The organism is uncultured Polaribacter sp., from assembly GCF_947497695.1.
Classification (GTDB): Bacteria; Bacteroidota; Bacteroidia; order Flavobacteriales; family Flavobacteriaceae; genus Polaribacter.
Window position 1 is genome coordinate 1 of record NZ_CANMHM010000023.1, and the last position, 13,517, is coordinate 13,517.

Consider the following 13,517-nt stretch of genomic DNA (forward strand, 5'->3'; position numbering starts at 1 on the left):
GTAAACTCAAATTATGTTTAAAAATTAAAAAAAGCAATGTAAAACTTATAGTTTTACATTGCTTTTTTTTAGTGCTTATGAAAAAATAGCTTACTTCTGAAAGTGCCTTTATGAACTTTAAAAGTTTACAAACATAGGATGACAAAACTAAACTTTATCGTTTAAGAGAATATTTTTTTAATAGCAATATCAATATTCTAATGCTAAATACATTCTTTTACTAACTACTAACTACTAACTACTAACTAAAACCCATTCTCCTTTTTCTATTAAAGGAATTGCTTGTTTAAACTTCACTTCTTTTTCTTGACCACTCATTATATTTTTAATGGTAACACGTTCGTTTCTACCAATTTTTGGTTGATCACGTACAATGGTTTCAACAGGTTCTGAAGATTGTTGACGAGAGTTTTCTATAGCTTGCTCCGTAGAGTTTTGTACATCTGCCTTAGAGGTATTTAAACGTTCTCTTTTTTGCTGACGAGCTTCTGAAATTTGATTAGATTGTTGAGGTAATTCTCCTTTAAACAAAAATGATAATACTTCTTTATTTATTTGATCTACTGTAGTTTTGAAAAGTTCAAAAGCTTCGAATTTATAAATTAATAATGGGTCTTTTTGTTCATAAGACGCATTTTGAACAGATTGTTTTAAATCGTCCATTTTACGTAAATGATCTTTCCAGTTTTCGTCAATAATGGCTAAAGTGATATTTTTCTCAAAATCTGTTACTAAACTTTTTCCTTCACTTTCATACGCTTCTTTTAAGTTGGTAACAACTTGTAAAGATTTAATTCCGTCTGTAAAAGGCACAACAATTCTTTCGTATTTATCGCCTTCATTTTCATAAACATCTTTAATAACAGGATAAGCTAAAACGGCATTTTTTTCAATTTTGTTTTTGTAATGTTCAGCAACAACATCATACAATTTATCTGCAATTTCTTTCTCAGATAATTTATGAAATTCTTCTTCTGTTATTGGAGAAGTCATTGATGAAAAACGAATCAATTCGAACTCAAAATTTTGAAAATCTTTTGCAGCTTTGTTAGAATTGATGATAGACTCACAAGTATCATAAATCATATTTGCAATATCAACTTGCAAACGTTTACCATCTAAAGCATGTCGTCTTCTTTGATATACAAACTCACGTTGAGCGTTCATGATATCATCATATTCTAACAAACGTTTTCTAATACCAAAGTTGTTTTCTTCTACTTTCTTTTGTGCTCTTTCAATAGATTTGGTAATCATAGAATGCTGTATTACTTCACCTTCTTTTAAGCCCATTCTATCCATCATTTTGGCAATTCTATCAGAACCAAAAAGACGCATTAAATTATCATCTAAAGCGACATAGAATTGAGAAGAACCTACATCACCTTGTCTTCCTGCACGACCTCTTAACTGTCTATCAACTCGTCTAGAATCATGTCTTTCTGTACCAATAATAGCCAAACCACCAGAATCTTTAACTTCGTTAGATAGTTTAATATCAGTACCACGTCCAGCCATGTTTGTTGCAATAGTAACTACACCAGGTTTACCTGCCTCTGCAACAACATCGGCTTCACGTTTGTGTAATTTTGCATTTAAGATATTATGAGGAATTTTACGCATTTGTAACATTCTACCTAATAATTCTGATATTTCTACAGAAGTTGTACCTACTAAAACAGGTCTTTTTTGTTCTACTAATTTTACAACATCTTCAATTACTGCATTGTATTTTTCACGAGCAGTTTTGTAGATTAAATCTTCTTTATCGTCTCTTTGAATAGGTTTATTAGTAGGGATTTCTACCACATCTAATTTGTATATTTCCCATAATTCACCAGCTTCTGTAATTGCAGTTCCTGTCATTCCAGAAAGTTTACGATACATTCTAAAGTAATTCTGTAAGGTTACTGTTGCAAAAGTTTGTGTAGCATCTTCAATTTTACAATTTTCTTTTGCTTCAATTGCTTGGTGTAATCCATCAGAATAACGACGACCATCCATAATACGACCAGTCTGCTCATCAACAATCATTACTTTATTGTCCATGACAACATACTCAACATCTTTTTCAAAAACAGTGTATGCTTTTAAAAGTTGATTCATAGTATGAATTCGTTCACTTTTTATGCTAAAGTCTTTATATAATTCTTCTTTTTGAGAAGTTTTTTCTTCTTTACTAGCATCAGAAGCATCAATCTGACCAATTTTTACACCAATATCTGGTAAAACAAAAAAGTTATTGTTATCTGTTTTTTGTGATAAATGTGCAATTCCTTTATCTGTTAAATCAATTTGATTGTTTTTTTCTTCAACAACAAACCATAAATCTTCATCTACTTCTGGCATTAATTTGTTGTTATCTTGCATGTAATAGTTTTCTGTTTTCTGCAAGATTTGTTTGATACCTTCTTGTGATAAGAATTTTATCAATGCTTTATTTTTTGGCAAACCTCTATAAACTCTTAACAATAAGAAACCACCATCTTTATCATTTCCTTCTTTAATTAACTTTTTAGCTTCTGCAAAAACACTAACTAAATGGTTTTTTTGCATTGTAACTAAATCAGCAACCAAAGGTTTTAATTCTGTAAACTCGTGTCTATCTCCTTGAGGAACAGGACCAGAAATAATTAATGGAGTTCTTGCATCATCAATTAAAACAGAATCTACTTCATCAATAATAGCGTAATTAGGAGCTCTTTGTACTAAATCATCTTTAGAACTTGCCATATTATCACGTAAATAATCGAATCCAAATTCGTTATTTGTACCATAAGTAATATCTGCATTGTAGGCTTTTCTACGAGCATCAGAATTTGGTTGATGATAATCAATACAATCTGTTGTAAAACCATGAAACTCAAAAAGAGGAGCCATCCAAGCTTTATCACGTTTTGCTAAATAATCATTTACAGTAACTAAATGAACTCCATTACCAGTTAAGGCATTTAAATAAACGGGTAGGGTAGAAACCAATGTTTTTCCTTCACCAGTCATCATTTCTGCCACTTTACCTTTGTGTAAAACAGACCCACCAATTAATTGAACATCATAATGAATCATATCCCAAGTAACAGGTTTCCCTGCAGCATCCCAAGAATTTGCCCAAATAGCTTTGTCTCCGTTTAAAGTAACATTTTCTCTTTCTGCAGATAATTCTCTATCAGAAGGAGAGGCAGTTACTTCAATTTCGTCATTATGTACAAAACGTTTTGCAGTTTCTTTAACTACAGCAAAAGCTTCTGGCATAATTTGAAGTAAAGTTTCTTCAGAAACAGTATAAGATTGGTCTTTTAAAGCATCTATTTCTGTATAAATATCTTCTTGACGATCTATGTTGGCAGTTTTAGCTTCTTCTTCTAAAGCTATAATTTTATCTGTAAACTCTTTAATAGCTTCTTTTATTCTTTCTTTAAACTCTAAAGTTTTTCCACGCAACTCATCATGAGAAAGCTTAGAAAAAGCAGTTTCAAATTTTTTAACATCTTCTACGATTGGTTGTAGTCCTTTTAAATCTTTTTGTTGTTTATCACCTACAAAAAGTTTAATTACTGAATTTAAAATATTCATTTATATCTGTATGTTTTAAGCCACTTTTGTGACTTTGTTATTTTGATTTTGAAGTTTAAGTTTTATCAACCAAAAAAAAGTATCGATTTTAAAAAATAACAAAAAAAAAGCCTCTTTAGAGACTTTATATTTTTATGTTGATTTAGTATTCATCCTCATTCCAAAGATAATCATCTTCAGTTGGATAATCTGGCCAAATCTCAACAATTGAGTCATAAGAATCACCCTCATCTTCAATATCTTGTAGGTTTTCTACTACTTCTAAAGGAGAACCGGTTCTAATAGCATAATCTATTAACTCATCTTTGGTTGCTGGCCAAGGTGCATCTGCTAAATAAGATGCTAATTCTAATGTCCAATACATTTTTTATTGTTTAATTTTGTGCAAAAATAATTTTTTTACTGAATTATGCAAGTCTTTTTAAAGAAATTTATTGAAAAGTAATTTAACTATTTTATAAAGCCTTTTAAATAAATGATTTATGTGAAAAATAAAATGTTAAAGTTTATTTATATCGATAAAAAAAGAACGTATTAATTTTTATTAGGAATCCATTTAATTTCCTCTACTACTAAATCTTTAGCCAATTTTCGTGCCAACATAAATAGAAAGTCAGAAAGTCGGTTTAAGTATTTTATGATGTCCTCATTAATAGCTTCTTGGTCATTTAATTCCACAGAAAGTCTTTCTGCTCTTCTACAAACACATCTTGCAATATGACAGAATGACACTCCTTGATGCCCACCAGGAAGAATAAAATGAGTCATTTGAGGAAGTTCTTCATCCATTTTATCAATTTCATTTTCTAAAAAAAGAATAGAATTATCATCTATTTTAGGAATATTGAGTCTTTCTTTACCTGATTTTAAGGTTTCTTTTTCTGGTGGAGTTGCTAACATTGCTCCTAAAGTAAATAATTCGTTTTGAATTTTTAAAAGTGATTCTTTGACTGTAGAAGAAATTTTTTGGTCCTTTATTAAACCAATATATGAGTTTAGTTCGTCAACAGTTCCGTAACTTTCTATACGTAAGTTATATTTTTTAACTCTTGTTCCTCCATAAAGAGCTGTAGTTCCAGAATCGCCAGTTTTTGTATATATTTTCATTGAAGAATACTTGTATAATTTTATTAAGTCAAAGTTACAAAGTTACATCTTTTAGTATGTAGCATTTAAATGATTTAACAAATAAACGCATCAACTTTTCTTATACTCTTATCTTAAAATGCTCTTTTGCTTGTTCTTTTCTAAAGAAAACAATTCCCCAATAAAAAACATCAACAGTAACTGTTACTTTTGGGTGTTTTTTAATTTCTAACCACGCCTCTTTCATTTCATGACTCCAATAAATATCATCAAAAACCCAAACAGCATTATTATTTATAGTTGGTAAACAGGTTTCAAAATAATTTAAAGTAGCTTTTTTATTATGATTTCCATCAAAATAAATAAAATCGAATTGTTTATTTATGATTGATTTGGGGAGTGTTTCTTTAAAATTACCAGTAATTAGATCAATATTTTTAAAGTTATTTTTATTAAATAGATCTTTTGCTACTTTACTAGTTTCTAAACAACCTTCTAGAGTTGTAATTTTAGCATTTTTATTTGCTGTTTTAATAGCTAAGGTGCTTAATCCTAAAGAGGTACCGATTTCTAAAATATTATTAGTTTTAAAATAACTAACTAAACGAATTAATAATTTTGCTTTTCTTGAAGAGATTCCTGCGATTTTTGCAATTTTAGAAACTTGACGATTATTTGTTTTAAAAATTTTAGAACCATTGCCAAAATCTGTGACTTTTATTATGGTTTTGTTGTCTAATAATTGTTGCTTTCTTTTTTTAAAAGATTCCCATAAAATTATATTAGTTTTCTTATAGAAACATTTGGTTACCAAATTATACACAAAAGGGGAGTGAACCCCATGTTCATTAGAAGATTTTAGTTTAAAATTTAAATATTCTTTTATTAAATAAATCATTGTTTTACAAAAAACGAAAGTAAAATAAAATTATATAAAATCACTTTTAAAAAGTATATTTGTGCCTTATGATTAAAAATAAAATGAAAAAATATTTTCTATTACTAATTTTTACGAGTATAATTTTTTCTTGTATCCCAAGTAAAGAATTAATTTATTTACAAGGAGAACCTGTTAAAAAGAAAGAAATAACAAGAATTAATGACATTCCTTACAAACTTCAGGTTGACGATATTTTAAATATTGATATCAAATCTAGTGATGAAAAAATGGTTTCAATTTTTCAAAAACAACTTGAGGGGAGTAATTTAAACCAAAATTCTAATCAGGATTTTGATTCTGGATCTGGATATTTTTCAGATTACAGCATTGATAGTTATGGAAATATTAGAATGCCAACCATTGGAGAAATTAATGTTTTAGGATATACAACTTTAGAAGTTAGAAAAAAAATTGAAAAAGAATTAAATAAATACTTAAAAAATAAAGAAGATACCTTTGTTTCTGTTAAACTTTCTGGAATAAAATATACAATTATAGGAGAAATTAATAACCCAGGACCAAAGGTTATTTTTCAAAACAAAGTTTCTATTATAGATGCAATTGCAAATTCTGGAGATATTACCATGGTAGGTAATAGAAAAGAGGTCGTGGTAATTAGAAATTCTATTTCTGGGACTGAAAAATTTATAATTGATTTAACTGATATTAAAGCCTTTAACTCTGATGTGTTTTATATTAAACCTAATGACATTATAAACATTATTCCACTAAAACAAAAATCTTGGGGAACAGGAGTTACTGGGGTTCAGAGTCTTACAACTTTATTGTCAATATTTACATTATTAACAACAACATTTATTTTAGCTAGAAACTAATAGCATTTATGGATAATAAAATAAATTTTAAAGCACCAACAATTCAAAACAGTATTGATATTAAAAGTTATATATATAAGATAATTTCTTATTGGAAACTTTTTTTAGTAACTATAATTACAGCTTTAATTATAGCAAATTTTATGAGTGGTTATGTAGAAAAAAAATATAGTTTAAATACTATAATTTCTGTAAAAGAAGAAAATAATCCATTATTTTCTACAGGTACAAATATTGCTTTTAATTGGGGAGGAGCAAGTGATGAAATAGAGACCATAAAAGTTATCTTAGGATCTAGGTCTCATAATGAAAAAGTAGTTGAAAAATTAAAATTCTATATAGCTTATTTAAAAGAGGGTAGGTATAGAATGGAAGATGTATTTGGTTATACACCATTTACAGTTAATCTTAAAACAGATAAACCTCAGTTGTATAATAAACTTATAAAAGTAGAAATAACAGGAGAGGATAGATTTAAATTATCTTTTGATTTTAATGCTTTAGGATCAGATCAATTAATAACTTATGATCGTAATTTAATAAAGGAATTTATTTCAGAAACTTCGAGTTTTTCAAAAGAATATAAAGTTGGAGAAATAATTAATACTCCTTTTTTAAATTTTTCACTTAAAAAAAGTAGTAAGTTTAATATTGGAGAGTCTTATTTTATAAAATTTCAAAATTTTGATGGAGCAGTAAGTACATATAGAGATGTTAGTGTAAGAGCATTAACTGATGCAGCATCTTTATTAAGTTTATCGATGAGTGGGCCTAACAAAAAAAGAATTGTTGCCTATTTAAATGCTACAGTGCAGGTTTTAGAGGAGGATAAACAAGAGCAGAAAATTTTATATGCAAGAAAGACAAAAAAATATATTGATGAATTATTTATTAAAGAAAAAGATAGTTTAGGAAGAATACAAAAAGAGTTAGGAGTTTACAAAGAAGTAAATAATATTTTTGACTTATCTTCTGAAGGAGATCAAATTTTTAGTGAGATAGTTGAGTTAGAAAAGGAAAAAAAAGAACTTTTAGAATTTAATGAATATTTAAGTAATTTAAAAAATTATCTTTCAACTCATAGCCAATATTCAGAGGGTATTCCTGTACCAGCCTTAATAAAAATACAAGATGTTAAGATTGCTAAAGAAATTTCAATATTAATTCAAAAATCTACTCTAAGAGAAAGTTTAAGAAATACAGTTACTGATGATTATCCTCCTCTAAAGAAGTTAAATAATGAAATTGCAATTACCAAAAATAATTTGTTAGAAAACATTACAAATTTGTTAGGTATCAATAATACTAAAATAGGTAAACTTAACAAAAGACTTACCGTAACAAACTCTAAACTAAAAAAAATACCTACTAGAGAACAAGGGTTGTTAAACTATCAAAGAAATTTTGAAATTTCAGAATCAAATTATAATTATTTAAAACAAAAAAGTTACGAAGCAGGAACGGCAATTGCAGCAAACGTATCTGATGTTAAAATAATTGATGAAGCAAAAGATTTAGGAGAAAAACCTAATTATCCAAAACCACAATTTAATTATCTGGTTGGTTTAATGATGGGTATTATTATCCCATTGTTTTACATAATTATAAGAGAAATTTTAGATAATAAAATTCACACTGCAGATGAAATTCAGAATAATTACGCAATACCTGTTTTAGGAGTTGTTGGTAGAAATCAAGCAGATAATAATTTAGCGGTTTTTAACAAGCCAAAATCATCTGTTGCAGAATCATTTAGAACATTAAGATCTAATATTCAATTTTTATTTAAGAGTACAGAAAAAGAAGAAGCAAAAACATTAGTGTTAACTTCTTCTGTAAGTGGAGAAGGAAAAACAATGATTTCTATTAATATGGCAACTGTTTTTGCTTTGAGCGGGAAGAAGACAGTATTAATAGGTTTAGATTTAAGAAAGCCAAAAATTTATGATGATTTTGATTTAACAAATGATGTTGGTGTTGTAAATCACCTAATCAATCAAAAAACATTAGACGAAATTATTATAAAAACTAAAATACCAAATTTAGATCTTATTTTATCGGGACCAATACCTCCAAATCCATCAGAATTGCTGTTAAACGAAACTGCAGATAAAATGATTAAAGACCTTCAAAAAAGGTACGATTATGTTGTTATTGATACGCCTCCTGTTGGTTTAGTTTCTGATGCATTAGAATTATTTAAATATGGAGACGCAATTATTTATGTAATTCGTCAAAATTATTCTGAGAAAGGGATGATGAAAATGATTGATGAAAAGTATATAAATAAAGAGGTTTCTAATATTTGTTATGTATTAAATGATTTCTCTATCAATAATAAATATGGTTATGGCTACAGTTATGGTTATGGCTATGGTTATGGCTATGGAAAATATGGTTACCATGAAGTTGAAGAATCTAATGGTATATTTTCTAAAATTAAAAATATATTTAAAACTAAAAGTTAAATTTAAAGCATCGTTAATTCGATGCTTTTTTATATTAAAAGTATTAAAAAAAAAATCAATATAAGACAGAAACAATTACAATGATGATTCCTAAAAACGAATATGATTCTTATTTTGATCAATACCTTCAATTTGTATTGAATAAGAATACATCTATTATTGATAATTTAGAAAGTTCTCAAAAACAATTTCAACTTCTTTTGAGAAATTTACCAGAGGAAAAACAGCATTTTTCTTATGGGGAAGGAAAATGGACATTAAAAGAATTGATTCAGCATATTATAGATACAGAACGTATTTTTAGTTACAGAGCATTATGTTTTGCTAGGAATGATAAAACAGTGCAACCTGGTTTTGATCAAGATACTTTTGTAAATAATACAAAATCTAATGACAGAGATTTTAATGATTTGTTAAATGAATTAGCACTCTTAAGAAAAGGAACAATAATGCTTTTTAAGAGTTTTACTGATGAGGATTTGTTAAGAGTCGGAGTTGCATCAGAAAAAAAAATATCAGTGAGAGCTTTAGGCTATTTGTTTTCTGGACACCAAATGCATCATTTAAATGTAATACAAGAAAGATATTTATAATTTTCACAATATTTATTACTCATTAAAAAGAAAAATCCGAAGTTAAAACTTCGGATTTTTAAAAATATAAGCAAAGATTACTTTAAAGTTCCAATCATTTCCTCTGGTTTAACCCATTCATCATATTGTTCTTCTGTAACATAACCTAAACGAACAGCTTCAACTTTTAATGTTGTACCATTTGCATGTGCTGTATTTGCAATTTCAGCAGCTTTGTAATACCCAATTTTAGTATTTAAAGCAGTCACTAACATTAAAGAGTTATTTACCAATTCTGTAATTCTTGCATGATTTGGCTCAATACCAACTGCACAATTTTCATCAAAAGATTTACAAGCATCTCCAATTAATTGGGCAGATTGTAAAACATTAGAAGCCATAACTGGTTTAAAAACATTTAACTCATAATGCCCTTGAGCACCACCAAAAGTAACAGCAACATCATTACCAACAACTTGTGCACAAACCATTGTCATAGCTTCACATTGTGTTGGGTTTACTTTTCCAGGCATAATAGAAGAACCAGGTTCGTTAGCAGGAATGATAATTTCTCCAATTCCAGATCTAGGTCCAGAAGCCATCATTCTAATATCATTTGCTATCTTATTTAAAGAGACAGCAATTTGCTTTAAAGCTCCATGAGTTTCTACCAAAGCATCATGTGCTGCTAAAGCTTCAAATTTATTTTCTGCAGTTACAAAAGGTAAGCCTGTAAATTGAGCAATATATTTAGCAACTAAAACATCATAACCTGCAGGTGTATTTAAACCTGTTCCAACAGCTGTACCTCCCAAAGCTAATTGAGCTAAATGCTCTAAAGTATTATTTAAAGCTTTTAAACCAAAGTTTAACTGAGCTACATAACCAGAAAACTCTTGCCCTAAAGTTAGGGGAGTAGCATCCATTAAATGTGTTCTACCAATTTTAACAACGTCGTTAAATGCTACTGCTTTCGCTTTTAAAGTATCTCTTAATTGTGTGATTCCAGGAATTGTAGTTTCAATAATTTTTTGATACGCTGCAATGTGCATTCCTGTAGGAAAAGTATCATTAGATGATTGAGATTTGTTTACATCATCATTTGGTTGAATGGTTTTTTCTCCCTCTCCAATTACATTGCCAGCAATTTCATGAGCTCTATTGGCAATTACTTCATTCACATTCATGTTAGATTGTGTACCAGAACCTGTTTGCCAAATTACTAACGGAAATTGATCATCTAATTTTCCAGCTAAAATTTCATCGCAAACTTTTGCTATTAAATCTCTTTTTTCATCACTTAAAACACCTAATTCTGCATTTGTGTATGCAGCAGCTTTTTTAAGATAAGCAAAACCATATACTATTTCTAATGGCATAGAACCAGCAGCACCGATTTTAAAGTTGTTTCTAGAACGTTCTGTTTGTGCTCCCCAATATTTGTCTGCAGGAACTTCAACATTTCCCATAGTATCTTTTTCGATTCTATATTTCATAAGTTTTTGTAAATTTTAGATGAAACAAATTTACAAAAAACAATGTTTATTTAAAGTTGATAACAATGATTTTTAAAGGTTTAAAAAAAACTTTTTTTTTGATGGTTTATTTTTGAAAATAGTATTATTTTTGTTCTATCATAATAAAAAAAGATATAAATGTTAGATTTTTCTCAATTTTCAGGATTAGTTTTATTCATGTTCATTTTTACAGCTGGTTTTTGGTTGTTATTATTTTTACTAACATTTGTAGTTCCTTATTGGATTGGTGGAACTATTTGGGAAAATATCAAATTAAAAAAAGAAGCAAAAAGAGCTGAAGAAGGTAAATAGTTATTTTAATCTACTTTTTTACACTACATAAATTATTTGTCAATAATTATTGAAACACTTCCAGAAGTATTTTGGAAGTGTTTTTTTTTAAAGTTATTTTCAGTATATCACTACTCGCTTTTTTTGCCAGTTATTAGTAAAGTCTCAATATTCAATTTGGTTTCAATTTGTTAGAAAATTTATATCAATCCATTTAATTGTATCAATATTTATATGAATTCTTTAAATATATAAATTCAAAACTATTTTATATAAAAAATATTCCGTAGAAATATATTCCTTGGAAAATAATTAAATATTTTGTAAGTTTGCTTAGAATTTTAAAAAATCTCAAAATGAAAACTAAAAAAATAGTATATTACATTTCTACAGGATTATTAACTTTACTAATGCTTTTTTCTGTAAGTATGTATCTTTTTAATAATACAGAAATAACAAAAGCATTTACAAGTTTTGGATTTCCTACATATCTTATTTATCCATTAGCAACAGCTAAAATATTAGGTTTGGTTGCTATTTGGTTTATCAATAATACATCTTTAAAAGAATGGGCTTATGCAGGTTTTTTCTTTAATTTTATTTTAGCCTTTTTTGCCCATTATATGATTTCAGATGGAGAACAAATGGGAGCTTTAGTGGCAATAATTTTACTTTTAGTATCTTATTTTTACAGTAAAAAAATAAAATAATGGCAAATTCTAAAGTAGTTTTATCAAACAAAAAATATTTAGCAGAAGCAAAAATGAGAAATCATTTTGCAACAATAGATGAACCTGTTTCTTATGGTGGAGATGATAATGGTCCAACACCTGTAGAATATTTATTAACAGCAATTGGAGGCTGTGTTTCAATTACTTTAAGAATGTATGCAGAAAGGAAAGGTTGGGATGTAGGTGAAATTACTGTCAATGTTTCTCAGATAAAAGACAAAAAAGGTTCTCATTTATCAGAAGAAATATCCTTTGAAAAAGAAATTTCAGAAGACCAAAGAAAAAGATTATTAGTAATTGCAGGAAAATGCCCTGTTGCTAAAATGGTAAAAGGAGAAACTGAGATAGTTACTAGTATACAGTAAAAAAAATGTCAGTTTCAGTTTTTAGTTGATCACTCTAAAAGTTTGTTAGTTCTAGTGATTTCCCTTTTATGCGAAATAGTATAGAGAACGAGTTTAAAATTAAAAAAGTAAATTTAAATGAAAAAAATACTAGCATTTGCAGGCAGCACAAGTTCTACTTCTATCAATAAAAAATTAGCAACTTTTGCAGCAGAAAATTTAGAAAATACTGCTTTTGATGTTATTGATTTAAGAGATTTCATACTCCCTTTTTACAGTGAAGATGAAGAAAAAAAAGGTTTTCCAGAAGATGCAAAGAAGTTTACTTCTATACTAGGTTCTTATGATGGATTTATACTTTCATTAGCAGAACACAATGGTTCTTATACTGCAGCTTTTAAAAATATTTTTGATTGGAGTTCTAGAATAGAAGCAAAAGTTTTTAGAGACAAGCCTTTATTATTAATGGCAACTTCTCCAGGAGCAAGAGGAGGGATATCTGTTTTAGATGCTGCAATAACAAGATTTTCTAGAATGGGAGCAAAAGAATTGGTTTCCTATTCTTTGCCTAATTTTTATAATCATTTTAAAGAAGGTAAAATTATAAATCAAGAATTATTAGGATCCTTAAAAAAGCAAGTAAACCAATTCGAAAACTTAGTAAATGAATAATTATGAAAATAGTTTTGTACGGAAAACAAGGGCATGCTTATACAGTTGCATTAAAAATTTTTAAAATCAACAGATCAAACTTATATTTATAGAGACGTTTCTAAAGATGAAGAAGCAAAAGCACACACAAAAGAATTGTATGGAGGCGTTGTAAAGTTTCCAACCTTATTTATAGATAATGTAGTTTATTTAACACCAACCACAGAAGAATTTAATAAGATAATGCAAGATTTAGGTTTGAGAGCTTAGTTTTTTTAAGTTGTTGAGACAAGAGACATAAGAAATGAAATTAAAACTTTGTTTTCCGTTTGATTATGAATTATTTTTTAATTCATAGAAACAAGAACTAAGAACTAAGAAAGTTGATAACTTTTTACGATTTTGACGCATCTTTCATTAGGTTTTTTCATTTTTGAATACTGAATACTGAATACTGAATACTGAATACTGAATACTGAATACTGAATACTGAATACTGAATACTGAA

13 protein-coding genes are annotated in these 13,517 nt (G+C 28.0%); 8 read left to right on the forward strand and 5 right to left on the reverse strand.

Going from position 1 to position 13,517, the window contains the following annotated elements; all coding sequences use genetic code 11:
- Window positions 1–234: 234 nt before the first annotated feature.
- The 4 genes from secA to Q0731_RS12980 form a co-directional block, all read right to left on the reverse strand.
- Window positions 235–3,573 (reverse strand): preprotein translocase subunit SecA, encoded by a 3,339-nt coding sequence (gene secA, locus Q0731_RS12965; RefSeq protein WP_299064763.1) that lies wholly within the window; start codon window positions 3,571–3,573, stop codon window positions 235–237.
- Window positions 3,574–3,715: 142 nt separating this feature from the next.
- Window positions 3,716–3,937 carry a DUF2795 domain-containing protein gene (locus tag Q0731_RS12970; protein WP_004571063.1) on the reverse strand — a complete coding sequence of 74 codons (222 nt, stop codon included), beginning with the start codon at window positions 3,935–3,937 and terminating at the stop codon, window positions 3,716–3,718.
- A gap of 170 nt (window positions 3,938–4,107) precedes the next feature.
- Entirely contained in the window at window positions 4,108–4,680 is a 573-nt protein-coding gene (locus Q0731_RS12975; RefSeq protein ID WP_299064771.1) for a cob(I)yrinic acid a,c-diamide adenosyltransferase, read from the reverse strand.
- Window positions 4,681–4,780: 100 nt separating this feature from the next.
- Window positions 4,781–5,557 (reverse strand): class I SAM-dependent methyltransferase, encoded by a 777-nt coding sequence (locus tag Q0731_RS12980; RefSeq protein WP_299064773.1) that lies wholly within the window; start codon window positions 5,555–5,557, stop codon window positions 4,781–4,783.
- Between the two features lie 83 nt (window positions 5,558–5,640).
- On the opposite strand from Q0731_RS12980, the gene Q0731_RS12985 reads away from it, so the two are divergent.
- From Q0731_RS12985 to Q0731_RS12995, 3 genes are all read left to right on the forward strand, one after another.
- The gene (locus Q0731_RS12985) at window positions 5,641–6,435 is read left to right on the forward strand and encodes a polysaccharide biosynthesis/export family protein (protein WP_299064775.1); all 795 of its coding nucleotides are present in this window, start codon (window positions 5,641–5,643) and stop codon (window positions 6,433–6,435) included.
- Between the two features lie 8 nt (window positions 6,436–6,443).
- Window positions 6,444–8,903 (forward strand): polysaccharide biosynthesis tyrosine autokinase, encoded by a 2,460-nt coding sequence (locus Q0731_RS12990; protein WP_299064777.1) that lies wholly within the window; start codon window positions 6,444–6,446, stop codon window positions 8,901–8,903.
- Between the two features lie 83 nt (window positions 8,904–8,986).
- On the forward strand, window positions 8,987–9,496 hold the full coding sequence (locus Q0731_RS12995; protein WP_299064779.1) for a DinB family protein: 510 nt from the start codon (window positions 8,987–8,989) through the stop codon (window positions 9,494–9,496).
- Window positions 9,497–9,573: 77 nt separating this feature from the next.
- Here Q0731_RS12995 and fumC read toward each other — a convergent pair whose 3' ends face one another.
- Window positions 9,574–10,971: a class II fumarate hydratase gene (fumC, locus tag Q0731_RS13000; RefSeq protein ID WP_299064781.1), complete on the reverse strand. Its 1,398-nt coding sequence runs from the start codon at window positions 10,969–10,971 to the stop codon at window positions 9,574–9,576.
- A 159-nt stretch (window positions 10,972–11,130) separates the two neighbouring features.
- Between fumC and Q0731_RS13005 the strand changes: the two genes are divergently transcribed.
- The 5 genes from Q0731_RS13005 (at window position 11,131) to Q0731_RS13025 (ending at window position 13,279) form a co-directional block, all read left to right on the forward strand.
- Window positions 11,131–11,304 (forward strand): hypothetical protein, encoded by a 174-nt coding sequence (locus Q0731_RS13005; protein WP_299064783.1) that lies wholly within the window; start codon window positions 11,131–11,133, stop codon window positions 11,302–11,304.
- A gap of 335 nt (window positions 11,305–11,639) precedes the next feature.
- Window positions 11,640–11,993, forward strand: a complete 354-nt coding sequence (locus tag Q0731_RS13010; protein ID WP_299064785.1) for a DoxX family protein — start codon at window positions 11,640–11,642, stop codon at window positions 11,991–11,993.
- Window positions 11,993–12,379, forward strand: coding sequence for an OsmC family protein (locus Q0731_RS13015; RefSeq protein ID WP_299064787.1), 387 nt, complete (start codon window positions 11,993–11,995; stop codon window positions 12,377–12,379). The genes Q0731_RS13010 and Q0731_RS13015 overlap by 1 nt, the downstream gene beginning before the upstream one ends.
- Window positions 12,380–12,496: 117 nt before the next feature.
- Entirely contained in the window at window positions 12,497–13,030 is a 534-nt protein-coding gene (locus Q0731_RS13020) for an NAD(P)H-dependent oxidoreductase (protein WP_299064789.1), read from the forward strand.
- Window positions 13,031–13,114: 84 nt separating this feature from the next.
- A complete protein-coding gene (locus Q0731_RS13025) occupies window positions 13,115–13,279 on the forward strand; it encodes a hypothetical protein (protein ID WP_299064791.1) in 165 nt (54 codons plus the stop codon).
- Window positions 13,280–13,517 lie beyond the last annotated feature (238 nt).